The sequence below is a fragment of the Mucilaginibacter sp. Mucisp86 genome (assembly GCF_047324315.1).
Lineage (GTDB): Bacteria > Bacteroidota > Bacteroidia > Sphingobacteriales > Sphingobacteriaceae > Mucilaginibacter.
Map to the genome: position 1 here is coordinate 291,784 of NZ_CP168503.1, position 24,931 is coordinate 316,714.

The window sequence follows — 24,931 nt, forward strand, 5'->3', positions numbered from 1 at the left end:
AACCACTAACCTATTACCTTTTTTGTATGTGCGGCATATACGGATCAACAGTGAGATATGAGGATGATATCGTATCTCAAAAACTGGCGAGGGCCGATTTCAGGGGCCCGGATTATTCAGGCTTTGAGCGCATCGGTCCGGTTACATTAGGTCATAACCGGCTGGCTATTGTTGATCTGGACCACCGCTCAGATCAGCCATTAACTTACAGTCACCTTAAAATTGTATTTAACGGCGAAATCTATAACTATAAAACCCTACGGGTAAAATTAACAGCCTTAGGTTACCGGTTTTTTACCGATTCGGATACGGAAGTAATTACAGCGGCCTTTCTTGAATATGGCGAAAACTGTGTCAACCATTTCAACGGCATGTTTGCCTTTGTAATTTTTGACACACGCACCCTCCAACTTTTTGGCGCCCGCGACAGGCTTGGCAAAAAACCATTTTATTACGCACACAATGGTTTTGATTTTGAATTTGCCAGTCAACCTTCACAAATATGTTTAGGCAGGGATGTAACTATCAATGAACAGGCAATTAATGAATACTTTATATGGGGATATGTTCCTGAACCCAAATCGGCCTGGAACGAAATCAAAAAACTTGAGGCCGGGCATTCATTTTGTTTTGATTGCAACACCGGCAATTTCAGGACAAAAAAATACTGGGAGCTGGATTTAAACCATGCCGAACGCTATGAAGGATCATACCAGGAAGCACAGGCCGATTTAACCCGGCTGATTACCAATGCAGTTGACATCCGTATGCATGCCGACGTGCCCCTGGGGGTATATCTTTCGGGAGGCATCGACTCATCGCTGGTTGCCGCAATGGCGTCAAAAAACTATAAAAACGTAAAAACATTCTGTATAAAATTCAGGGAGAAGGGCTTTGATGAAAGCGTTTTTGCACAAAAAATTGCCGATCATTTAAAAACAGATCATCACACAATTGAATGTAATAAAGAAGAGGGACTTGAACTGATTGAGAACTTCGGACGCTACTACGACGAACCATTTGCCGATTCAAGCGCCATTCCGTCCCTGCTGTTAAGCAAATACACTAAAAAACACGTTACTGTAGTTTTAAGCGGAGATGGCGGAGATGAAAGCTTTTTAGGGTACAGCCGATACAAATGGTTTACCATGGTTGATCAGCTGTTTAAATGTCCCCTGGCAGTACGTAAAAAAATAGCCGATATAATAAGTATCTCTCCTAACTATCGCCACAAGCTGATTGCGTTAGGGATCTGCAACCCGGAGATCAAATCACTTTACGGACTTATGCTGGGTGGCCTTGAGTACTCCTGGCTCGAAAATCCCAACATCGGCCTGCAGGTTCCGTTCATGGATATCTGGTCGTCAAAGTCAACCAGCATGCTTCAAAAGCTGTCGGCTTTTGATACCAAAACATATTTAAATGGTGATATAAACACCAAGGTTGACCGCGGTACAATGGCCTTTTCTTTAGAAGCAAGGGCACCGCTTATGGATCACCGCGTAGTTGCATTTGCTCAAAACCTACCCGACAGCTACAAATTTAAATACGGTATTCAAAAAAGGATTTTGAAAGATATATTATATCAATATGCTCCGGCACAGCTGTTTGACAGGCCAAAATCGGGCTTTACAATGCCGCTCAACCATTGGTTTAAAAACGAGCTGAAAGATCATGTAATGGATCATCTTTCAATAAGCGAGCTAAAGAACATTCCTGGTATCAACGTACAAAAATCATTTGCCATGATTAACGAACATATGAGCGGCAAATGGAACCGGGCAACGCAGATCTGGAAACTGCTGGTGTTTACACAATGGCTAAAAAATCAGCATTCAAAACCAATTTCAACATACCAGGTAGCTTAAAATATTCTAAACCTTATGATCCAGATTAACAACAGGGCTATGCGTATAGTTCCGTATACAGTTGTGTGGTTTGCTGCTAAACCCAATTTATGGGGTTGCCTGTTAAAATACTATAAGCAAAGTAAAAGCAGTGAAGCTGTTCCGGGATACCGCAAAGAGGATTTTTTTACCAAAGTAATTGACATCAGTGCGCCGGTACCTTCCATTGAAGCTAATTTTGATAAAAACACATCTTACGAAATACGCAGGGCTATTAAAGATGGCGTATCAACCGTAATGGGCACCGGTATCAAACCGTTCATTGACTTTTATAATGCGTTTGCAATTACCAAGGGCCTGAAAAAAATTAATAAAGAGTTTTATAAATACAAGCCGCACCTGTTTATCACCAAGGCGGTTTATCAGAATCAGGATGTTGTTATGCATGCTTACATTCGCGATAATTCATCGCAGAGAGTGAGGCTCTTACATTCAGCTTCCCTGTTCAGAAATGAAAACGACAGCCAGTTAAGGGCTGTTACAGGCAGGGCAAACCGGTTGCTGCATTTTGAAGATATCTGCTTTTTTAAACGGCTTGGCTTCAAAATATATGACCTGGGCGGTTATGCTTACAATACTTCAGATACAGAACTTTTAAAGATCAACAAATTCAAAGATAGTTTTGGTGGAAGCCTGCTGCAAGAAACCGACTATGTACCTATATCACTCACATTCTTGTCACTTCTAAAAAAAGTATTCCGACTATGAAAGATTTTCTCTCTGCACTTAATTCAATGATTCATAAACTATTCTGTTATGATAAATGGAACATAGGTTACATATCACAATCTCCGGAAAACCTTATTCTCACTAAGCAACTAAATGGAAAAATCAACTGGTTGACAGAAGATACAGCAGATTATGCCGCAGACCCTTTTACAGCAAATATCAACGGCCGTGTACATCTCTATTATGAAGAGCTTAATTTTTGGAAGGGCAGAGGAGAAATCATGATGACTGATGACATGCATTTTAAAAACAAGAAAAAAGTAAATGGCATCATGGAAAATGATATCCACCTCTCCTATCCTTATATGTTCACCGATAACGACCAGTTGTATTGCATCCCTGAAACAGGATCGGCCAAGCAAGTTGCACTTTATCAAATAGATATGAACAACCCATATAAATTTGAAAAAATCAGGGTGTTGCTGGAAGGTCAGTCGTTTGTTGACAGCTCTATTATACGGTACAACAACAAATACTGGCTTTTTACAAGTGTATCAGGTCAGCACGGGGTATTGTATTTATTTTATGCCGACAATCTCGACTCGCCATTCAAGGCACATAAACAAAACCCTATAAGGGTGGCTTCAAACGTAAGCCGGTCGGCCGGCAGGTTGTTCATAGTTGGGCAAAAACTTTACATGCCAAGCCAAAACCCCAAAAGATGTTACGGCGGCTCGGTAATGATCAATGAAATAACCACCATAACCGAAACAGATTTTGAATATCATACTGCTTTTGAATTACTACCGCAGGCACCTTATGATGAAGGCTTGCATACCATAAATTTTGAAAGTGGTTTACTGGTTGTTGACGGGAAACGTAAAGTATTTAGCGCGATGGGACCTTTTAAAAAAGTATTCAGGAAGCTAAAGAACCTAAATAAACCTAACTAAATGCAGAATATCAAACCGAAATTACTGTTTGTTTCGATTACCGATAAGGCAAACGGAGCAGAAAATATATTGCTGCAAGCGGCCCATGCCAGTAATGCCGGCCTGCTATTTTTAAAAAAGGTGAACAGCGGTGGCTTAAACATACCGGATGACCTGCACGTTGAATATGTGAGCAACGGAAGCATATCAAGCGGCTTTTCCGGGTTGATAAAGAGCTTAAGCCCATACCGTACAGATCATATTATTTTTAGTACACACCCTTACTTAAATGCTTACCTGGGGTTTTTAAAACGAATTGGATATTTAAAATCAAAACTTATAGTAAGGGAATGCTCATCTGTTTTAACCAGGTACAGTGGTTTAAAGAAAATGAGTTACAAGATCGCATACTGGCTTGGCTACCCTGGTGTAAATTTAGTAGTATGTCAAACCTGCAGCATGCGCGATGCCTTTGTTCAGCACCTCCCTTACATTGACGGACAAAAGGTTATCATTCAGAAAAACCCTATTGATATTGAACAAAACTTAATAAAAGCAGAAGCAGCATTGCCCGTAGCTGATAACAGAGCCGAGTTTATTTGTGCAGCCGGACGGCTGATACCAGAAAAGGGGTTTGACCTGCTAATCATGGCTTTTGATGAAATCAAATCATCCCGCCCCAATCTGAAGCTGTTCATATTTGGCGAAGGCCCGGAGCAAATAGCTCTTGAAAATTTAATCAGTGAATTAAAATTAAATGACAGGGTAATATTAAAAGGGTGGATAGCTAACCCAATGCCTTATTTTAAACATGCAAAAGCCTGTGTGGTATCATCAATAAAAGAAGGTTTTCCGAACGTGTTGCTGCAAATGATGATCCTGAACCCTGTTGTGATCAGCACCAACTGCGCAGGAGGCATCGATGAGATCCCTGGCATTTACCTTGCCGAAGCTGATAACGTCAACTCGTTAACAACGGCCATCAACAATGCACTTAACACCAAAAAACATAACAAAAACCTAATAATGCGATATGTAGAAGATCGCACCCCCGAAATTTTCATCAAATCAATACTGAATGCACTGGTATAAACCGGCCCCCACCTATACAAGTAGCGCAACAACTTTAACTAACTAAAAATAAATTTTATGAAAACAATTATTAAAACCATCCGAAATGTTGTGTTGCCTATTATAACAACCGCAGCTATGGTAGCTGCCTTTAGCAGCTGTAAAAAAGCTGAGCAGCCAACGCCAACTACGCCTACCACTCCCACTGTTACACCACAACCACAAGATGAAACCATCAAAACAATAAGTTTGATAGGGTTGAGAGTTGACAGTGGTTTTTGCTACAAAATTGGCTACGATCTACCCGAAATTGGTGATTCAAACACCTCTCCAACAGTTTCAAAGCTCAGGTTGTTTGAAAATGGTGTTGAACTGGGGCCGGCCCACTCTGTCCACCACGATATCAGGGCATTTGGGCTTGGACAATTTAGCCACTGGGGAAACACACTGTACTTCTCAACGTCAGACAATAGTGACCCGCTTACAAATGGGAGAAAGTACACTTATACCATGAAGTAAAATTTATCTGGTCACACGCTCAAACTCTCGCAATTTGGTACAGTCTCTACTCAGATAAATTTCATTACATCTACCTACCATTCCAGCTTCTATTCTGATTCTTTTTTGTGCAGGCATCTACCTAACCCTGCCTAAGCGTTCGCGCTACTATTTAACCAGTTAATCAACCGCCTTTTCATAAGGCTTCATTTAAACCTAATTTCACTTATTTATGAAAATTTTAATCACCGGCACTGCGGGATTTATCGGCTATCATTTAACCCAAAAACTATTAACACGGGGCGACACCGTTGTAGGCATTGATAATATAAATGATTATTACGATGTAAAGCTAAAGCACGCACGGCTACAGGACGCAGGCATCAAAGTGTCAGAAATTGCGTATAACAAACCGGTTGTGAGCACCAGGTATCCTAACTATACATTCATAAAACTGGATATAACAGACAAAGAGAATCTTGAACAACACTTTCGTGCTCATAAATTCGATGCTGTTTGCAACCTGGCTGCTCAGGCAGGCGTACGTTATAGCCTTACCCACCCCGAAGTTTATATCGACTCTAATATCAAAGGCTTTTTAAATATCCTTGAGTGCTGCCGGCATTTTAGCATCGATCATCTTGTTTACGCCAGCTCGTCAAGCGTTTATGGTTTAAATAAAAAAATGCCTTTCAGCGAACATGAAATCGCCGACCATCCGGTTTCGTTATACGCAGCATCAAAAAAAGCTAACGAAATGATGGCCCACACGTACAGTCATCTATTTAATCTGCGTACTACAGGTTTGCGTTTTTTTACCGTTTATGGACCATGGGGCCGGCCGGATATGGCTTTATTTATTTTCACCAAAGCAATTTTGGAAGGCAAACCTATCCAGGTGTTCAACAACGGCAATATGCTGCGCGATTTTACATATGTTGATGACATTGTTGAAGGCATTATACACACCATTGATAAACCGGCAGAGCGTAACTATCTGTGGAATGCCAAAAACCCCGACCCCGCTACTTCGTCTGCGCCATTCAGGCTGTTTAATATAGGCAGAGGCGCACCTGTAAACCTTCTTGATTTTGTTACCGAAATTGAGAAACAGGTAAACAAAACTGCAATTAAAACATTGATGCCGATGCAAGATGGTGACGTGGCGGAAACCTGCGCTGATGTTTCAAATTTAGATGAAATGCTTAGCTACAAACCACAGGTTTCTGTACCTGAAGGAGTTGAGCGGTTTATTGCGTGGTATAAAATGTACTATAATATTATGCCCGAACCGGTTCTTGTTCATTAAAATGCCTTTTTTATTTGATGTAGTACCATTTGAACAGGGTTAACCTTACCAATTCGATACTCGCTTACAAACATTGCTTATTGTATTGTTATGACAAGCAAAAAAGTGCTGATTGCCTGCGATTCAGCCAAATCTCTTATCGACTTTAGAGGCAAATTAGTTGAACTGATGCGGAAAGATCATACAGTGTATGTTTTTACCCCAACAATACCGCCAGATCAGCGTGCAAAGCTTGCATTGTTAAACATAGTTGTATTTGAAAATAACCTCAATGGCAGCAATGTATCTGTTTTATCGGATCTTAAATATGCCTTAAGGCTTTACCGGCTTATTAAGCAGCTAAAGCCCGACGTTTTTTTCCCCTATACACTTAAACCTGTAGTATACGGAACAATTGCAGCCAAATTGGGCGGTGTAAAAACAATAACCCCTATGCTATCGGGCCTTGGTTACACTTTTGTGGCCGGCAATACTTCCTTAACAAGCAAAATTACCCGCATGCTGCTTAAGTTCAGTCTCAGAAACAGGCCGGGTTTATCTGTTATTTTTCAAAACAAGGATGATGTTCAAACGCTGCTTGATTTTAAGATCATATCGGCAAAGCATCAAACAGCTGTTGTGAATGGTTCGGGTGTCGACTTAAGCCATTATACTCCTACTCAACCAGATACGAATAATATAAGCTTTATTATGGTATCCAGGCTTATCAATGCCAAGGGCATCCGCGAATATTTCGAAGCAGCGCAAATCCTGTTCCTGAAGCATCCGCAGGTAACCTTCAAGCTTATCGGGGCTTATGACGATAATGTTGATGCCATTCACCCCGACTTGTTTGCGGAGATAAAACACAGGAGTGTGATCAATTACCTGGGAGCTGTTGATGATGTAAGGCCATATATAAGCGGCTCATCTGTTGTTGTGCTGCCTTCATATTACCGGGAAGGGGTTCCACGATGTTTGCTCGAAGCCATGGCGATGGGGCGCGCCATCATCACCTGCGATTCTGTTGGTTGCCGGGAAACTGTTGAAACATCGCCTAACAGCAATGGATTTTTAATACCGGTAAAAAACACGGCCGAACTCGTGAACAAAATGGAGTACTTCATAACCAATAACCAGGCTATCAGCAGCTTCGGACAGAACGGCTTGGCCCTGGCAAAGGAAAAATTTGACGTACACAAAGTAAACGCCAGGATGATGCAGATAATGGACCTGAATTAATTAGCCGAAACCAATAATACGATACATGAGAAATATACTTAATTACGGAAACGGGCATTTTGAAGATTTTCGCGTTGCCATGCGTGATTATGGATGGGTTATTTTTGAAAATGCCTTAGACAGCGATTTTGTTGCAACTATTAACGAGGACTTAAAGGAAGCGTACGTTAAACGACGAGCCATACAGGAAAAAAACGGGATAAGTGCTAACATGGCCGGCACGCTTCACCATCTTGTTGAAAAAGACAATTTCAGCCTGCCGTTTATCGAGAAAATGTATTGCGCCGATGAGATAGCTTATTTTTTGAGCGGAAATTATATACTGAATGGCTTTAATGCTGTAATACACACGCAGCAGCAACATCCATACGTAAGTAACATGCACCGCGATGTACGAACCTTTATGGGCGACACCAAATTACTGGTACAAATGATAGTTACCCTTGATGATTTTACTGCAGAAAACGGTGCTACTTATTTCCTGTCCGGATCTCATAAAACAGACATCAAACCCAACGAAACTTATTTTTACGAACAGGCAGACAGAGCGGTAACACCCAAAGGCAGTATTATTCTTTTCGACTCAAACATCTGGCATGCTGCCGGCGAAAATAAAACTATCAAGCAACGCCGCGCATTAACGCTGGGTTTTACACGCCCATTTATTAAACCACAAATGGATTATCCAAGGGTATTAGGATACGACTTTATTGATAGGCTTAGTGCTGATCAGCGGCAGGTATTGGGTTACAATTCGCGTATTCCAGAAAACCTGGATGAATATTATCAGCCCATTCATTTAAGAATGTATAAAAGCGACCAGGGATAACAACTTTATTTTTCACCTTCAATTTACGGTCATGCAAAAAAATAAAGCCGCTTTAAAACCCATAGGCGGGTATTTAGAGCTGGAACTGCCCAAAGGGAACGAATATTACCCCGATTTGGTTCATTTAAACACAGGGCGCAATGCGTTAGAGTACATACTGATACAAAAAAAATACCACAAAATCTATATACCTTATTTCACTTGCGATGTGCTGCTTGAGCCAATTACACGAACAGGCGTACAATACCAGTTTTATCACGTTGACCGGCAGTTAGATCCTGTTATTGATTTTGATATCGAGCATGATGCCTGCTTTTTATACACCAATTATTTTGGTATAAAACAAGCAAAAGTATCAGAGCTCAGCGGCAAAATCAAAAACCTCATCATTGACAACTCGCAGGCCTTTTTTTCAGAGCCCCTTGCCGGTGTTGATACATTTTACTCATGCCGCAAGTTTTTTGGGGTTCCGGACGGCGCTTATTTAAGCATTAAAAGAAAGTTAGCTAAAAAACTCCCCGTAGACACTTCGGTTCACCGGTTTTCGCACCTGATAAAAAGTATAGACTCGGGTATAGAAGCCGGATATTCCGACTACATGAACAACAATAAAGACCTTGAAAACAACGAGATCAGGTCAATGTCTCTGCTAACCCGTAAAATACTCTCAAGCATCAACTACAACGAATGTGTATTTGTGCGGCAACGAAATTTCAATTTTTTACATAAGCACCTCGCCGAATTTAACCTGCTTAAGTTTGATGCCACAGATGAACATACTGTGCCGATGGTTTACCCTTTTTTAACTAACGACCGACATCTGAAGGTCCATTTGATACAGAAAAAAATATACGTTGCAACCTACTGGCCAAATGTATTTAAATGGACCAAAAAAAACACCAACGAAAACTACCTGGCCCAATGCCTGGTGCCATTACCAATAGATCAGCGGTATGATCTTCAGGATATGTTTAATATGTTAAATACGTTAAGACTTTTTTTATGACCATTTCAGTTTACATACGCCCCCTTGTAATAGAAGATGCGTCCACATCTTACGCATGGCGCAATGACCCGCTAATATGGGTATACACCGGCTACAAACCCACACATTACATCAGTTCAGAAATTGAAACAGCCTGGTTGCGTGAAAAACTCGCCAGGACCGACCAGCTCAGATTTGCCATCTGCGTTAAAGAATTGAATACATACATAGGCAACATCCAGTTACTGGATATTACTGATCGTGATGCCGAGTTACACCTGTTTATTGGCAACAAGCTTTACTGGGGTAAAGGCATCGGTTACCAGGCTACAGTACAAATGATACGGTACGGATTTTTGATCAAAGAACTGGAGGAAATTTACTTAAAAGTTCACCCGGCAAACATTGCAGCTATTACCGTTTATGAAAAGGCAGGGTTTGAAATTACAGGTAAGAAAAACGACCTGATCATGATGAGCATCACTAAAAGTAAATTTGTTTGCCTTCAAAATCAAGAGGCATAATTTTCTATCTCCTAAACTTTAATTCAATGATTAAGATTTTTACCCTTCTCAATAAAGAGGAATGGATTTCCTACGTGGGTAATTCTGCCGAATATGATTTTTATCATACGTGGCATTACCATTCACTTGAAACAGCCGGTGATCCTGTTCTTTTTGTATACGAGGAAGCTGGCACTTACATAGGTTTCCCATTGCTGCAGCGAAAAATTCCTGGATCTGATTATAGCGACCTCACCTGTGTATATGGATTTTCAGGCCCTTTTTCAAACCAAAAAATTGATGAGATAGATGAAGCGCTGATGGAAAATTTTAAAACTGCTTTCAGTAATTTCCTGGTAAATGAAAAGTATGTATCTGTTTTTGTAAGGTTGCATCCTTTTTATAAGCAGCAAAAATTATTAGAGAAATTTGGAGGAGTTCACGAAAACGGTAAAACTGTTGTATTTGATTTGTCACTTACTCTTGAAGAGCAGCGTAAAAAGTACAGGCAATCAACCATGGACGCTATTAAGCACGCCTGGAAAAGAGGGTTTAGAGTAGAGGATGAAACCAATGCCGCCGGCTTAAACACTTTTGTTGAAATTTACACCGAAAACATGAAACGTGTAGGCGCCAGCAGTTACTACCTGTTTAATGAAAAATACTTTTCAGAAATATTAAACACTTCTGAATATGAAGCCCGCCTATTAACTGTTTACTATAATGATATCGCAATTGCAAGCACTATAATAGCCTTTACAAACGGCATTATTCAAGCCCATTTAGTAGGTGCCCGTGCAGAATATTTACATCATAGCCCAACCAAATTCCTGGCCGATTCCATAACGCAGATTGGCAGAGAAAAAGGCATGAAATATTACAACCTGGGCGGCGGCCTTGGTTTTAAGAACGACAAGCTCTTTGACTGGAAATGTGCCTTCTCCGACCTTCATCTTGATTTTAAAACGTGGAGATATATTGCCAATCCCGAAATATATCAAAAGCTTTTACAGGATAAGGGCATCGAAGAAAATGCCGAAGTGGATTTTTTCCCGCTGTACAGATACGCTTAAGACGAATACCTAAATAAACCAGTTATGATATACCTCAAAAATTTGTTGTTCCAGGATAAATTCCATTCAAGATGGTTAATCCTGGTAATTGACCTGATGGTAGTTTTGTTATCATTATGGACATCACTATATTTTAAAAACCGGCTTCAGTTTGATCCCATCAGTCTTTATTACATGATGTTTTACTGCGTTAACGCAGTGTTGATTTTTATGATCATGAAAATCCATACCTGCATTATACGCTATTCCAACACGCGGGATATGATGCGGATTTTAATAACTGTACTGGCAAGTAACGTTACGTTCCTGCTATTTTATCATATGTTCTTTGCTTTCTATCTAAAAATAGATGTTAAAGGATTGGTGGATGTACTATTGATCAACTTTTTCATCACCTCTTCTATGCTGATGTGCATGCGTATTATTATCAAGGATGTTTTTAAATACATCGAGGCAACAAGCTATAAAGTTGAAAAAGAGAATGTGCTGATCTATGGCTCTAACGAACCTTCCATCCTCATTAAAAATGCGCTTGAAGCACAAAAAGGATTTATGCTCAATGTTCAGGGCTTTATTGACACCGGGATTGACAGGATAGCAAAGTGCATTGAACAAACGCGGGTTTATCCTATTAAATCAATTGACCTGTTAAAAAGCCGCTTTGATATTAAATCGATGCTGATAACATCTGAGGATATAAAAATCGACGGAAAAAGAAAGGCAGTTGAAAAATGCATTGAGCTTGGTATAAAAGTAATTGTTGTGCCGTCATCTGATCAGTGGATAAATGGTAAACCGAACCCCAATCAGTTTAAAGACTTAAAAATAGAAGACCTGCTTGAGCGCAAACCCATACAGATCTGTAATGAACATATTTTAGATGAAATTAAGGGCAAAAGGATTTTAATTACAGGCGCCGCAGGTTCAATAGGTTCAGAGCTGGTTAGGCAGGTGCTGATGTACAACCCGGAATTTGTTGTGTTATGTGACAGGGCCGAAACCCCGCTGCACGATATACAAATGGAAATTGAAGACGGGTTGTACGGCAACCGTACACGGGTGTTTATTGCTGACATTCAAAACTCCGGACGTATAAAAACGCTATTTAACTTATACAAGCCTCAAATTGTATTTCACGCAGCTGCCTACAAGCATGTGCCCATGATGGAAAACAATCCAACTGAGGCGATTTTAACCAATGTATGGGGTACAAAAAACCTGGCCGATATCTCGATTGAATTTAATGTTGAAAAATTTGTGATGATATCAACAGACAAAGCAGTGCGCCCAACAAATATTATGGGCGCGTCAAAGCGCATTGCCGAAATGTATATCCAATCGCTAAATAACCTGTTGTTTGAAGAACATTTTTTTAACTCCGATCCGTTAAAAGGTAGTCAAACCCGGTTTATCACAACCCGCTTTGGTAATGTTCTGGGCTCAAACGGTTCTGTAATACCCCGTTTTAAAGCTCAAATTGAAAAAGGAGGCCCTGTTACCGTTACCCATCCCGATATCACTAGGTATTTTATGACAATCCCCGAAGCGGTACAACTGGTGCTCGAGGCAGAGGTGATGGGCAAGGGTGGCGAAATATTTTTGTTCGACATGGGCGAACCTGTAAAAATTGCCGACCTGGCGGCCAATATGATTAAAATGGCCGGCCTTGTTCCGGGAAAAGATATACAGATTGTTTATACAGGATTGCGTCCCGGCGAAAAATTGTACGAAGAGCTGCTAAACGCCGAAGAGGAGGTAATACCAACTTACAATAAAGACATTAAGATCTCAAAAAACATCCCTGTTAGCTACACTAAAATCAACAATTTAATAACAGATCTGTTGGAACTTAACCTTCATAATGAGGTTGATTTAGTGGTATCTAAAATGAAAAGCATACTGCCAGATTATATCAGCAATAATTCGCAATATGAAAAGCTTGATATAAAATTGATTGATAAACAGATGGCCAACTGATTTTTTGTAATATTTATATGACCTATCTCATATCTTGTCAATAATAATTTGCAGATTTAAGAAAATTATAACCTAAAAACTCATCCGCCTTAAGATGGGTAAAGCTGATGAGTAATATTTTTTAAGAGGGAATCTTATGTCCTTTGATTTGAATTCTAATTTTTTTGAAATAGCATTCAATGTGTCGGAGCACACAGAGGCTATGCTTGCTTATTGGGATAAAAACCTGATTTGCAGATATGCCAATAAAGCTACGGCCGATTGGTTTGGTATAACACCAGATCAAATGATCAATAAATCTCATCTTTCAGATATTTTAGGTACCTTATTTGATGTTCAACTCCCACATATTAATGGTGCCCTGGCAGGTAAAATACAGGTTTTTGACCAGGTGATCCATTTATATTCGGGCAAAGCGAAAAATGTACGGGTTACCTACCACCCCGACTATATTAATGGCGATGTAAAGGGATTTTACGCACATATGGCTGATATCAGCCCGCTAAACTCCAAATCAGCTGATGATGAAACACGTATTGAAGAACTGCCGGAGTTTGTAACACAGAACGACCAGTTACTTGAAAATGTTGCTAAAACATTAAATGAAAACTTGTTCACCGGGTTTCCAAGCATTTCGGCACTTTCAAAAAAACATTTTGTATCCGAATCGAAATTAAAAAGAGATTTTAAGCAAAGTTTTGGAAGAACTATTTTTTCCTATTACCGGTATCTGCAGATGGAAATAGCCGACAGATATATCAGGGAAAAGCGCTGCAATAAAAATCAAATGGCGGTGATGCTAAATTTTTCCAATCCGTCAAACTTTTCAGCATGTTACCATAAATATCTAGAAGAAAAATCAGCAATTCAGGAGACTGAACAGTCTCAAAAAGAAAACATCAGTCACTATAAAACACTGATTGAAGAGGCTCCTATTACTATAGCCATGTTTAACAGCCAGATGCAGTTTATTGCTGCTTCAAAAAGCTGGATAACCGAATATAATCTCCAAAACACAAATTTTATTGATAAAAGCGTATACGAAATATTGCCATCCACAAAAAAGAAATGCGAAAAGCTGCACCTTCATTGCTTGAAAGGCAATATATATCAATGTGATGGCCTATTATTGAAAAAGAACAATGGTATCCGCTGCTGGCTGAAATGGAATATCTATCCATGGTTTACCCCATCAGGAGAAGTTGGCGGCTTATGCGTACATACCGAAGATATATCCAAAATCAAAGCAATTGAAAAGGAGAATGAACGAGCGGCAAAGCTTCTGAAAAAAGCCGATACCATTTCAAAAATTGGCACCTGGACCCGGGATATGCTTACTCATACCACACAATGGGACAAGGTTATACAAAACATCTTTGAACTGCCGGACCATTTTATACCAAATATGAAGGCTGTTTGGAAATTTGTGAAGGAAGGCAAAAATCGGGTTATAGTAAAAAAGGCGCTGAGAAACTCATTAAAATACGGAAACCCATTTGATATTGAAGTCGAAGTGATAACTGCCGGCGGCAATTTAAAACGAATAAGAATAATTGGTTACCCCGAACTTCAAAACAATAAATGCAAAAAGCTATCAGGCATACTTTTTGACATCACCCCAGTTTAATAAAAAAAACGTTTTATTTATTAAAATTCGCCGGGCGGAATATTTTTAATTTTCAAAATTTCCTGCTCTGCAAAAAAAACTTATCAACATTCTAACATCTTACGAAGAGATTCGTCTTGATAGCGAATAGTTGTAAAATTATCTTATTTTGAAAGTAAATTTACCCAAATGAAACCCCGTTAAAATGATACTATATTGAATGGGCAAAGGTTTAATAACTTAACTATCGCTCACAAAAAAATGAACAAAATGGACAAATAAAAATCTGAAGAGATCGAATTTTTCTTAGAAAACTATTAATTACCACCCTTTACAGGTATAATTTGACCTTTTATAGGTTGAATTAAAAAAGAAGTATACATATTTTTATTAAGTAAACAATAGAACAAAGATTTCAAAAAATTTACTTTTTGTTTATCTGAATAGAAAAAGGTAAGGAATATTAATACCAATGAACAACCTAAATCTGAAATTCATGATTAAAAGCCAAACCGATTATTTGAACCTTAGGCACCGTGAGTACCTGCAATTTACTATACAACCTAAATTTAATATATGCTAACCAATTAAAAGTTGACAACCTAATTTCAATCTAATCTTATGCACAGCAAAGTTTATTACCCTATTAGCTCATATATCAATAATGATCAAAGATCAATTGGTATTAATGACACTCAAGATTTACATTTTGGTAAAATCGTAGAGCGAATTGTTAGACGCGACCATATGGGGATAAGTGAAATCGCCCGGAAGCTCAATGTAAGCAGACGAACCTTGTACAATTGGTTCAATACCAAAAGGCTTAGCTTTGACATCATTTGTCAGATAGGAATTGTCATAGAACATGATTTTTCGAAAGAGTTTCCAAATGAATTTGCATTGAGATTTAACTCTCCCAACGCTGAAAAAGATATTGAAGCCCATGAGGCAAAAGATGCTCCTCTTGATGCTATTTATTATTGGATGGACAAGTATATCAAACTGCTTGAAAAATTCAATGAAGCGTTGCGTAATGAAAATACATTAAAACCCGAGTAACGTAATCCGGGTATAAAAAATTATTTATTATCGATTAAAATCCTGTACTCAATCCTTTAATGCCATTATAAGTTGATTGCTACCAACGGCGATTGACTTTCTTATTGTCTTTTTTTTACATCTACCTATTCCCTGCCTCCACACCTAAAAAACAACCTCAATCAACCTGTTTTAGCTGTTCCTATAATTTTATATGCCATGCTTTTCAATTCGTTTGGGTTCGGAATATTCCTGATCGTAGTTTTTGCGCTTTATTGGTTTGTATTTAACCGGAAACTGCAACAGCAAAACTTATTGCTGATGGCGGCAAGCTATTTCTTCTACGCTTGCTGGGATTGGCGTTTTTTGTTTTTGCTGATATTTTCAACCCTGCTGGATTATTTTACCGGGCTGAAAATGTACCAGGCAAAAAATCAGAAGCTCAAAACCTTTTGGCTTTGGTTAAGCATATCTGTAAATCTGGGATTCTTAGGCGTTTTTAAATATTACAACTTCTTCGCATCATCAATCGCCGCCGTATGCGCAGATATCGGCATTCATTTAAGCCCGTTTACACTAAATGTCATCCTGCCTGTTGGTATTTCTTTTTACACCTTCCATGGATTGTCATACGTAATTGATGTTTATAAAGGCCGTATTAAAGCCGAGCGAAATTTTATCGACTATTCGCTATTCGTAAGCTTTTTTCCACTGTTGGTAGCAGGGCCAATTGAACGGGCCACACACCTGTTACCCCAGGTAAAAGCAGCAAGGAAATTTAATTACCAGGAAGCCATTAACGGCCTGAGGCAAATGCTTTGGGGCCTGTTTAAAAAAGCTGTCATAGCCGATCAATGTGCCGACTACGCCAACCTGATATTTGCCAACAGCGCTCATTATTCGGGAAGTACGCTGGTTTTAGGCGCCATATTTTTCGCATTTCAGATCTACTGCGATTTTTCAGGCTACTCCGACATGGCCCTGGGCATTGCCAGGCTTTTTGGATTTGACTTGCTTAGAAACTTTGCGTTCCCCTATTTTTCGCGGGATATAGCCGAGTTTTGGCGCCGGTGGCATATCTCACTCTCATCATGGTTTAGGGATTATCTGTATATCCCGCTTGGAGGCAGCAAAACCGGGACCTGGCTCAAGATACGCAACACCCTGATCATTTTCCTCGTTAGTGGCTTCTGGCATGGGGCAAACTGGACTTTCATCATTTGGGGACTGCTAAACGCCCTGTTCATCCTCCCCGCAATCCTGTTAAAAACCAACCGTAATCACCTCGAAATTGTAGCTAAAGGCAATGCTTTACCAACACCCCGTGAGTTTATGCAAATGGTACTCACCTTTACACAGGTGATTTTTGCATGGATCTTTTTCAGGGCCGACAGCGTTACACAGGCGTTTAAATACATTGGTGGCATCTTTTCAAAATCACTTTTCTCGGTACCTCAATTGGATGTCAGCAAAGAGCAATTGTTTGAGGTTATCCTCCTTATTATCACTTTTATCATAGTGGAGTGGCAGGGCCGGGAAAACCAATATGCCATTGAAAAATTAACCTGGCTAAGGAAGCGGGGGTACAGGTTGGCATTTTATTACACGCTAATCGTGGTGATATTTTTATTTACAGGTAAAGAGCAGCAGTTTATTTATTTTCAATTTTAAGCCATGCACCGCTTTTTAATCAAGACCCTAACATTTGCCCTGGTGGGCTGCTTGCTCGTATTGGTAATAGCCTTAATTCCGGGCTACATGGTAAGTAAGTTTTCAAAGTTCAGCATAAAAAAAGGCAACACCATTGTCATCTTCGGTCATTCGCATTCTGAGTGTGCTTATGACGATACGCTTATACCTAAGCTTACCAATCTTTCTCATTCGGCCGAATCTTATTTTTATACCTTTCAAAAAGTAAAAAAATACCTATCGCAAAACCCGCAGGTAACAACCGTTTTAATTGAATTTTCAAACAATCAGATTGATCCCAAGATGGACGACTGGACATGGGGATATACTTATATGTCGAACATGTTTCCGCAATACGCACCGTTTATGGGAGTATCCGATTTTAAATTGCTGGCCCGGCACAATTCAAAATACTTTATGAATTGTATAGGCATAGCTGCCCGCAGCAACCTCATCAAGGCCCTTTCATTTAACTATAATTATACCGGAAAAACCGGAGGCTATTTTAAAATAGAAGGCACCAAACCCTTACCCTCAACTAATCCTGCAGGCCAAAACAAGAAAGCCTCCCCCAATGAAAACACTATCTCAACAACTAATATTCAATACCTCAGGAAGATAATAGATTATTGTACCGGCATGCACAAAAACGTCTTCCTGATCAGGAGCCCCCAGCACCCTCTATATGAATACCGAAGTAACGAGGCTGAGTTTTCATTGATCCGCCAACGCTATTTTAGTGATATAAAGTTTCTCGACTTCAATAACTTTCCGCTAAAGAATGATGAATTTGCAGATTTCGGCCATTTAAATTATAAAGGAGCTATAAAGTATTCGACCTATATAAAGCAGCAGATCATGAACGGAATGCTTGCAGCTCCCCCAACACATTCCGTAAAATCATTTGAAAACAAACAGCTGATAACCATTAATCACTAATAACCAATAACAAACAACTAAACTATATTGACGAGCCCGGTACAATTTGCATCGGGCTTTTTTATACGCCCATCTGCTGTTACATGTAACATTATTGCTCAAGTACAGCTTTTGTCGCCTTTACAGAAAGTAAATCAGTAAGTTAATTCGCAATATCCGGTTGCAAATTTTAATTTTAAACGTATCCTAAATAATCACTTCCATAAATCAACCCAAAATGAGGCTAATTAAAATATACAATCGCCCCTGGGTGTTGGGTATATTATTTTGCACAATTTGGTGTGCAAACCCAGTCATAGCCCAGATTCCGGTTCGAGACCCGCATACCCCCGGGTATGTTACCGCTACGGAACTGCCGGATGGAGCCAACCCTTCTCCTAATGTAAATGGCAATTTTATAATCGGCCCTACGCATAATCCGTTGCCGCAATCAATGGTACAAACCAACGCTCCGCAGGGTACGATATACCGGATTACCATGAATTCGAAGGAAAGTAAAATCTATCCTGGCATTGCCAGGGAGCCCAACACCTTCGGAACACCAGATCCGGCTAATCCTGTTAAACTGATCGTTACAACAAGCCACCCTGCCCCGTATACCCGCCAGGTAACCGTATACGTTCCTAAGCAGTATATCCCAGGCACCGAAGCACCGTTTATCATCGGTGCCGACGGCCCGGACGATTTGCTCTTTACCGTCTTAAACAATCTTATTGCCGAAGGAAAAGTACCGCCGATGATCGCTATATCAATCGGTAATGGTGGCGGCGACGCGCAGGGAAGCCAGCGGGGGCTTGAATATGATACGATGAACGGCAGGTATGCCGAATTTGTTGAAAGCGAAGTGTTGCCGCTTGTTGAAAGCAAATGCCTGGTAAAATTAACAAAAGACCCGGATGGCCGCGCTGCCATGGGTGGCAGCTCTGGCGGATCATGCGCGTTGATCATGGCCTGGTTCCATCAGGAATGGTATCACCGGGTGCTCACCTATTCAGGTACCTATATCAACCAGCAATGGCCCTATAACCCGGAAACGCCGCATGGCGCCTGGGAATTTCATCAACACCTGATTGCAAGAAGCCGACCAAAACCATTAAGGATTTGGCTGGAGGTTGGCGACCAGGACCTTTTTAATCCAAACGTTATGCGCGATGGCATGCATGATTGGGTGCTTGCAAACGAAAATATGGCTAAAGAGCTCGCTGCTAAAAATTATCAATACCAGTTTGTTTTTGCCCGAAACGCCCGCCATGTGGATAATAACGTTAAAAAACAAACGCTTCCGGAAGCATTGGAATGGCTTTGGAGAGATTATCATTCAGTAAACGCGGCAAAATAAAGATTTCATAAAACAAAAAAAACCCTGACTTTCGTCAAGGCTTTTTATTACCGGTAGTCGGGATGGCAGGATTCGAACCTGCGGCCTCCACATCCCAAATGTGGCGCGATACCGGGCTACGCTACATCCCGTTTGGCTTTCGCCGGGTATTATGATTCTGCCAATCAGGAAAATAAAACCCTCTAAACTTTCAATTTAGAGGGTTTTTGATACGTGGTATCGCTTTTGTCGGGATGGCAGGATTCGAACCTGCGGCCTCCACATCCCAAATGTGGCGCGATACCGGGCTACGCTACATCCCGTCTTTCTGATTGGGTGTGCAAAAGTAGGATTTTAAATCAAGTTGCAAAATTTTTTTTGAAAGATTTTTCACCTCAGCATATAATTTACTCATTAACAAAATATTGCCTTAAAATAAACTCTTCGTGATTTTTCCAGGCGCTGAACAATCCGTTATTACATCTGATCTCATGCCCAAAACTTAAAGATAGATTTCATGTTGTTCTGTTACATCTGTCGAAATTCATGAATTTATATGAACAACAGCCTTATTGGTTAATGAAAAACGGCATAGTTGCCTCCTACCCTTCTCTTCAAAAAAACCTGAAGCTGGATGTAGCTATTATGGGCTGTGGTATCAGCGCGGCATTAACAGCCTAGCATCTCCGTAATTCGGGTTTAAGTGTGGCCGTTTTTGATCAGCGGCATGTTGGCATGGGCAGTACCGCCGCCAGCACCGCTTTTTTACAATATGAAATTGATACGCCTCTTACCACTTTAAAAAACCTGATTGGCGAAGCTAATGCCGTAAAAAGCTATCAACTTTGCCGCAAAGCCATTTATGACATTGCCGACTTGTGCAAATCATTAAAACCTGCTTTTGACTTTAGCTTGAAGCCAAGCCTGCAGCATGCCAGTTTTAAAACACATACAGCCAACCTGATGCAGGAATATGAACTGCGTAAAAAACATGGATTTGAAGTACAATGGCTTGTGGAGAACGAGATCAGGCAAAAGTTCGGCTTTACGTCTTCAGGTGCAATTTTTTCGGCCGATGGCGGAGAAGTTGATGCCTATTTACTTACCCACGCCCTGCTTAAAAGCTTTGGCGAAGCTGGGCACAAGGTTTATGATAACACGGGGATTAAAACCATCGAACACAACAGGCAGGGGATTACCCTTAATACCGACAATGGCTTAGCTATCCAAGCAAAAAAAATGGTTATTGCCTGCGGTTATGAAAGCCTGAAATACGTACCCAAAAAGGTAGCCGAAATTAACTCAACCTATGCACTGGTTTCAGAGCCATTGCCCGACGTTCATTTTTGGTATAAAGACAGCCTGATTTGGGAAACTGCCGTGCCTTATATGTATTTTAGAGCGGTAAGCGAAAACCGGATCCTGGTTGGTGGTCGGGACGATCCATTCCATCACCCGCATACGCCCCCATCGGTTATTAAGCGCAAGGCTGTAATGTTACAGGAAGCATTTGTTAAGAAAATGCCCCACATCCCTTTAAAAACAGATTTTAGCTGGGCTGGGGCTTTTGCAAGTACTAAAGACGGCTTACCCTATATTGGTAGTATCCCCGAAAGGCCCAATACTTATTTCGCACTTGGCTTTGGGGGCAATGGCATCACTTTTAGTGTAATTGCCGCCGAAATTATCCGCGACCTTGTTACGGGAAAGAAGAATGAGTATGCTCAATTATTCAATTTTAACAGGTAACATATTTCTGAAATAATAAGCCGATATTTATCCCTGAAATGGCCGGTCAATTACCCAAAATATATCTTTACCGCAGGCTTGTACAGGCTAAGTTGTTTATTGATAAAAATTATCATGAAGCCATTGACCTGAACGATATTGCCGACGAAGCATACTTTTCAAAATATCACTTCATAAGGCAGTTTAAACACATCTATGGAAAAACGCCGCATCAGTATCTTATCAAGGTTCGGGTTGAAAATGCCCGGTTATTATTGAAAAAAGGTATTGCCGTTGCCGATGTTTGTTATGCGGTAGGTTTTGACAGCGTTAGTTCGTTCTCGGCTTTATTTAAGAGGGTTACATCCTGTTCGCCGGCAAATTACCAACAGACACAACTTAAACGACAGGCAGCTATGCAGCAATCGCCGCTCAAATTTATACCGGGTTGTTTTGCACAGGAAAAGGAATGGCTGCAAAATCGCAATTTTCAATAAGGAATAACCTGTTTTGATACCGACCTTCAGGCTATCAAAATAAACACAGATGATAACCAAATTAAACCACGTAAGCGTGTTTGTACTTGATCAGGACAGCGCTTGTGATTTTTATGTAAACAAATTAGGCTTTACAGTAAACACGGATGCGGCCATGGGGCCCGGAATGCGCTGGCTTACTGTTTGTCCGCCCGAACAGCCCGAACTGGAAATAGCATTAATGGCTATAAGCGAGGGCATGATGTTCGATGCACAATCAGCGCAACAAATGCGCGGGCTGGTGCAACGCGGCACTTTTGGGTTCGGCGTTTTTGAATGCAACGACCTTATAGCCACTTATGAAGAATTGAAAGCTAAAGGCGTTGAGTTTAGTAAAGCCCCCACCAAAGAGTTTTACGGCTTTGAAGCCTTATTTAAGGATGATTCGGGCAATTGGTTTTCATTGGGCGAAAAGAAAAGTTAAGCCCTCATTTTACCATGGCGCAAAACCACCCTAATTATGGCACAAACGCCAAGGTTTAAACTTTGATTTTGGGCGGAGATTTGTATAAATCAATTTTTAAAACGTCATGCAAAATCAAACCACCACCCATCAAACCGATGCACGCATTAATTTACTGGCAGTATTTGAAGATACTGCCGGTAACCTGTTATCAACCTTTGCTTTATTTAATGAGCAGCAAATTAATATCTCCTTATCTGCCGGCAGCTGGTCTGCGGGGCAGGTTGCCGAACATGTTTTTAAATCAGCAGCACAACTGATTCCGGTACTTAACGGGGCAACAAAACCGGCCGAACGAGACCCGGCCGAAAAGGTAAAAATGATTAAAGATCTGTTTCTTGACTTTGAAGCAAAATTCAAATCCGCACCGGAGATCTGGCCGTCAGACGGGCCTCACAACAAATCTGATGTTATCGAATCATTAGCAAGCGTTATAATACAGGTCAGAGATGTCATTAACTCCAAAGATCTTTACGCTATTTGCACCGACCTGGTAGTGCCCTTTTTTGGTGAACTTACCCGATTGGAGTGGCTGTATCTTATTTGCTACCATACCCAAAAACACATCCATCAATTAAAAAACATCAGGGAGTCTTTGTGATTTACTTAATGATATGTGCGTGTTTTTGGCAGTTGAATTTACTAAGTAAATAACCAGCCATAGCAAACCAATCAAAGCATAACCACTCAGGATAATAAGAGATAAGGCGCTTACTGAAGCTTCGTCCTTACCGTTTTGCATAAACAGCGTGAGTATAGATAAGCCTACACCGGCACCTAAAAAGTAGGTTGTGGTACCAAGACTTGAGGCCAATCCGTAGTGTTGTTTGGGGATACCTTTTACAGCCAATACCGATAAGCTTGTAAAACAGATGGTCATACCCAGTCCGGATATAAATGCGGCGGATAAGAGCAATAAAGGGAGAGAATGGCCTGCAAACACTGCGCAAATTAAAACCAGCCCGCCGGTTAACATGCAGGTCATACCGAGCAAGCCGGTTTGTTCGGTTGTAAGGCGCTTCATGATGCCCGGCAGCATAAACTTAGCTACAATGGCCGATAACAGGCTAAAAGGGACAAGCAGTAAACCGGCTTTGGCCGCGCTATAGTGCATATCCTTTTGCAGCAGTTGGGATATTATAAACAGGTAACCCGTAAAAAAGGCACCCAATAAAATAAATACGCCATTTGCTGTAATAACTGATGGTACCTTAAAAACCAACAGATCGATGAGTGGGTTTGCACGACTTGTTAAACGAACGTGCAGCAACCTTGTACAAACTATTACACCCGCAGCACAAAGCATAATTACAGCGTATTGCTGTTTAATATCTGCAAGCTGATGTACACCATAGCTAAGCATCAGCAAGCCAAGCACCAACACAATACCCGAAAACAGATCGGGAGATGGTTGTTTTTGTTCGGGGGTATCATTAGCCAGGTAAAACCAGCCTGCAATCATGATAAAAGCTAAAATTGGCACATTGATCAAAAACACCCAATGCCAGCCCATATAAGTGCTGATGATACCTCCTATGGAAAGTCCGCTTCCTGAGCCTACTGCCGCAAATGAGCTAAAGATCCCGATGGCTTTGCTCCTCTCCCGTTCTTCGGTGAAAGTATGGGTTACTATGGAAAGTGCCGACGGCATGATCAAAGCCGCCGCCAAACCTTGTATGGCCCTTGATAAACTAAGAAACGCAAAAGTGCCTGCCAAACCTGCTCCTAATGAGGTTAACAGAAACAATGCAGCGCCGGCGATGAAGATCCTTTTTGACCCCATAACGTCAGACAGTTTACCGCCTATGATCAGGAAACCGCCATATAACAATACATAAAGTGTTTGCAGCCATTGCACCTGATCATTACTTACCAAAAACTGCTTTTGAATTGCCGGAATAGTGAGGTTAATAATGGCGATATCCAGTGCTTCCACAAATATGGCCATGGAGGCTATAATGAGGATATTGTTCTTTTTCAATGACATAATTATAAATTTTGTCCTTTCAAAACTATATCAATAGAAATTAATAACACTATTTATTATAATTTTGGAACATAATTTCAATTTAACACCAATTTACAGAACAAGCATTCAGTCAACCTATCAATATGGCACTTCAAACAGAACAAGAAAAAACAATTATCCATCTTGACGAAAAGGATTATGAAATATTACGGCTGATTGAACGGAACGCCAAGCTTACTGTTAGGGAGATTGCTGTTAAAATAAACCTGAGCCCAACGCCCACGCACGAGCGCCTTAAACGCCTTGAAAAGGCCGGGGTTATTAAAAACTACACAGCGATTTTAGATAAGCGGATGTTGAACAAGCGCATTATGGTTATTTGTATGGTAACCCTGCGCGAACACAGCCGTAAAGCAGGAGCCGATTTTATTAATGCCGTGCTGGAGTTTGATGAGGTGATAGAATGTTACAATATATCAGGCGATTTTGATTTTATGCTAAAAATTGTATCTGAAAGCATGGATAGTTACCATTCCTTTTTTGTAAACAAATTAAGCGAGGTAAAAGGTATAGGCCATTCCAAAAGCACCTTTGTAATGGATATCATCAAAGAAACCAATCATTTACTTTAAGCGCAAAACAATAGCGGCGTTCTCAATCCGTTTATATGT

The 24,931-nt window shown here is 40.5% G+C and carries 23 protein-coding genes, 2 tRNA genes and 1 pseudogene; 23 read left to right on the forward strand and 3 right to left on the reverse strand.

Annotated features, from left to right (window positions below):
* The first annotated feature begins 26 nt into the window (after positions 1-26).
* The 17 genes from asnB to ACEN9X_RS01200 all read left to right on the forward strand — a co-directional run bounded on the left by asnB (position 27) and on the right by ACEN9X_RS01200 (position 19,585).
* The gene (gene asnB, locus ACEN9X_RS01120) at positions 27-1,868 is read left to right on the forward strand and encodes an asparagine synthase (glutamine-hydrolyzing) (protein WP_413668655.1); all 1,842 of its coding nucleotides are present in this window, start codon (positions 27-29) and stop codon (positions 1,866-1,868) included.
* Between the two features lie 15 nt (positions 1,869-1,883).
* Entirely contained in the window at positions 1,884-2,615 is a 732-nt protein-coding gene (locus tag ACEN9X_RS01125) for a hypothetical protein (RefSeq protein ID WP_413668656.1), read from the forward strand.
* Complete coding sequence (locus ACEN9X_RS01130; protein WP_413668657.1) at positions 2,612-3,529, forward strand: hypothetical protein; 918 nt, start codon at positions 2,612-2,614, stop codon at positions 3,527-3,529. The genes ACEN9X_RS01125 and ACEN9X_RS01130 overlap by 4 nt, the downstream gene beginning before the upstream one ends.
* On the forward strand, positions 3,530-4,600 hold the full coding sequence (locus tag ACEN9X_RS01135) for a glycosyltransferase (protein ID WP_413668658.1): 1,071 nt from the start codon (positions 3,530-3,532) through the stop codon (positions 4,598-4,600).
* A gap of 57 nt (positions 4,601-4,657) precedes the next feature.
* Complete coding sequence (locus tag ACEN9X_RS01140) at positions 4,658-5,098, forward strand: hypothetical protein (protein ID WP_413668659.1); 441 nt, start codon at positions 4,658-4,660, stop codon at positions 5,096-5,098.
* Between the two features lie 211 nt (positions 5,099-5,309).
* On the forward strand, positions 5,310-6,386 hold the full coding sequence (locus ACEN9X_RS01145; protein WP_413668660.1) for an NAD-dependent epimerase: 1,077 nt from the start codon (positions 5,310-5,312) through the stop codon (positions 6,384-6,386).
* Between the two features lie 90 nt (positions 6,387-6,476).
* Positions 6,477-7,607, forward strand: coding sequence for a glycosyltransferase family 4 protein (locus tag ACEN9X_RS01150; RefSeq protein WP_413668661.1), 1,131 nt, complete (start codon positions 6,477-6,479; stop codon positions 7,605-7,607).
* A 25-nt stretch (positions 7,608-7,632) separates the two neighbouring features.
* Positions 7,633-8,436 (forward strand): phytanoyl-CoA dioxygenase family protein, encoded by an 804-nt coding sequence (locus ACEN9X_RS01155; protein ID WP_413668662.1) that lies wholly within the window; start codon positions 7,633-7,635, stop codon positions 8,434-8,436.
* A 31-nt stretch (positions 8,437-8,467) separates the two neighbouring features.
* A complete protein-coding gene (locus tag ACEN9X_RS01160; protein WP_413668663.1) occupies positions 8,468-9,442 on the forward strand; it encodes a hypothetical protein in 975 nt (324 codons plus the stop codon).
* Entirely contained in the window at positions 9,439-9,945 is a 507-nt protein-coding gene (locus tag ACEN9X_RS01165; RefSeq protein ID WP_413668664.1) for a GNAT family N-acetyltransferase, read from the forward strand. The genes ACEN9X_RS01160 and ACEN9X_RS01165 overlap by 4 nt, the downstream gene beginning before the upstream one ends.
* A 26-nt stretch (positions 9,946-9,971) precedes the next feature.
* A complete protein-coding gene (locus tag ACEN9X_RS01170; protein WP_413668665.1) occupies positions 9,972-10,997 on the forward strand; it encodes a GNAT family N-acetyltransferase in 1,026 nt (341 codons plus the stop codon).
* Positions 10,998-11,021: 24 nt separating this feature from the next.
* Positions 11,022-12,974: a polysaccharide biosynthesis protein gene (locus ACEN9X_RS01175; protein ID WP_413668666.1), complete on the forward strand. Its 1,953-nt coding sequence runs from the start codon at positions 11,022-11,024 to the stop codon at positions 12,972-12,974.
* A gap of 181 nt (positions 12,975-13,155) precedes the next feature.
* On the forward strand, positions 13,156-14,601 hold the full coding sequence (locus ACEN9X_RS01180; protein ID WP_413668667.1) for a PAS domain-containing protein: 1,446 nt from the start codon (positions 13,156-13,158) through the stop codon (positions 14,599-14,601).
* Positions 14,602-15,201: 600 nt separating this feature from the next.
* Positions 15,202-15,639: a helix-turn-helix domain-containing protein gene (locus ACEN9X_RS01185; RefSeq protein ID WP_413668668.1), complete on the forward strand. Its 438-nt coding sequence runs from the start codon at positions 15,202-15,204 to the stop codon at positions 15,637-15,639.
* Between the two features lie 198 nt (positions 15,640-15,837).
* Positions 15,838-17,289 (forward strand): MBOAT family O-acyltransferase, encoded by a 1,452-nt coding sequence (locus ACEN9X_RS01190; RefSeq protein WP_413668669.1) that lies wholly within the window; start codon positions 15,838-15,840, stop codon positions 17,287-17,289.
* A 3-nt stretch (positions 17,290-17,292) separates the two neighbouring features.
* The gene (locus ACEN9X_RS01195) at positions 17,293-18,246 is read left to right on the forward strand and encodes a hypothetical protein (RefSeq protein ID WP_413668670.1); all 954 of its coding nucleotides are present in this window, start codon (positions 17,293-17,295) and stop codon (positions 18,244-18,246) included.
* Positions 18,247-18,463: 217 nt separating this feature from the next.
* A complete protein-coding gene (locus tag ACEN9X_RS01200) occupies positions 18,464-19,585 on the forward strand; it encodes an alpha/beta hydrolase (protein WP_413668671.1) in 1,122 nt (373 codons plus the stop codon).
* A 57-nt stretch (positions 19,586-19,642) separates the two neighbouring features.
* Here the strand turns inward: ACEN9X_RS01200 and ACEN9X_RS01205 are convergent.
* Both ACEN9X_RS01205 and ACEN9X_RS01210 read right to left on the reverse strand, forming a co-directional pair.
* Positions 19,643-19,716: transfer RNA gene (locus ACEN9X_RS01205), tRNA-Pro, on the reverse strand.
* A 97-nt stretch (positions 19,717-19,813) separates the two neighbouring features.
* Positions 19,814-19,887: transfer RNA gene (locus ACEN9X_RS01210), tRNA-Pro, on the reverse strand.
* 223 nt (positions 19,888-20,110) lie between these two features.
* Here ACEN9X_RS01210 and ACEN9X_RS01215 point away from each other — a divergent pair.
* The 5 genes and pseudogenes from ACEN9X_RS01215 to ACEN9X_RS01235 all read left to right on the forward strand — a co-directional run bounded on the left by ACEN9X_RS01215 (position 20,111) and on the right by ACEN9X_RS01235 (position 22,892).
* Positions 20,111-20,245, forward strand: a complete 135-nt coding sequence (locus ACEN9X_RS01215; RefSeq protein WP_413668672.1) for a hypothetical protein — start codon at positions 20,111-20,113, stop codon at positions 20,243-20,245.
* 12 nt (positions 20,246-20,257) lie between these two features.
* Positions 20,258-21,313 (forward strand): annotated as a pseudogene (locus tag ACEN9X_RS01220) (NAD(P)/FAD-dependent oxidoreductase); the annotation flags it as partial.
* Positions 21,314-21,351: 38 nt separating this feature from the next.
* On the forward strand, positions 21,352-21,789 hold the full coding sequence (locus tag ACEN9X_RS01225; protein WP_413668673.1) for an AraC family transcriptional regulator: 438 nt from the start codon (positions 21,352-21,354) through the stop codon (positions 21,787-21,789).
* 49 nt (positions 21,790-21,838) lie between these two features.
* The gene (locus ACEN9X_RS01230) at positions 21,839-22,252 is read left to right on the forward strand and encodes a VOC family protein (RefSeq protein ID WP_413668674.1); all 414 of its coding nucleotides are present in this window, start codon (positions 21,839-21,841) and stop codon (positions 22,250-22,252) included.
* A 106-nt stretch (positions 22,253-22,358) separates the two neighbouring features.
* On the forward strand, positions 22,359-22,892 hold the full coding sequence (locus ACEN9X_RS01235) for a DinB family protein (RefSeq protein WP_413668675.1): 534 nt from the start codon (positions 22,359-22,361) through the stop codon (positions 22,890-22,892).
* On the opposite strand, the gene ACEN9X_RS01240 is transcribed toward ACEN9X_RS01235, so the two are convergent.
* On the reverse strand, positions 22,866-24,278 hold the full coding sequence (locus tag ACEN9X_RS01240; RefSeq protein ID WP_413668676.1) for an MFS transporter: 1,413 nt from the start codon (positions 24,276-24,278) through the stop codon (positions 22,866-22,868). The two genes, ACEN9X_RS01235 and ACEN9X_RS01240, sit on opposite strands and share 27 nt — an antisense overlap.
* A 125-nt stretch (positions 24,279-24,403) precedes the next feature.
* Between ACEN9X_RS01240 and ACEN9X_RS01245 the strand changes: the two genes are divergently transcribed.
* Complete coding sequence (locus ACEN9X_RS01245) at positions 24,404-24,892, forward strand: Lrp/AsnC family transcriptional regulator (RefSeq protein WP_413668677.1); 489 nt, start codon at positions 24,404-24,406, stop codon at positions 24,890-24,892.
* Positions 24,893-24,931: the final 39 nt, after the last annotated feature.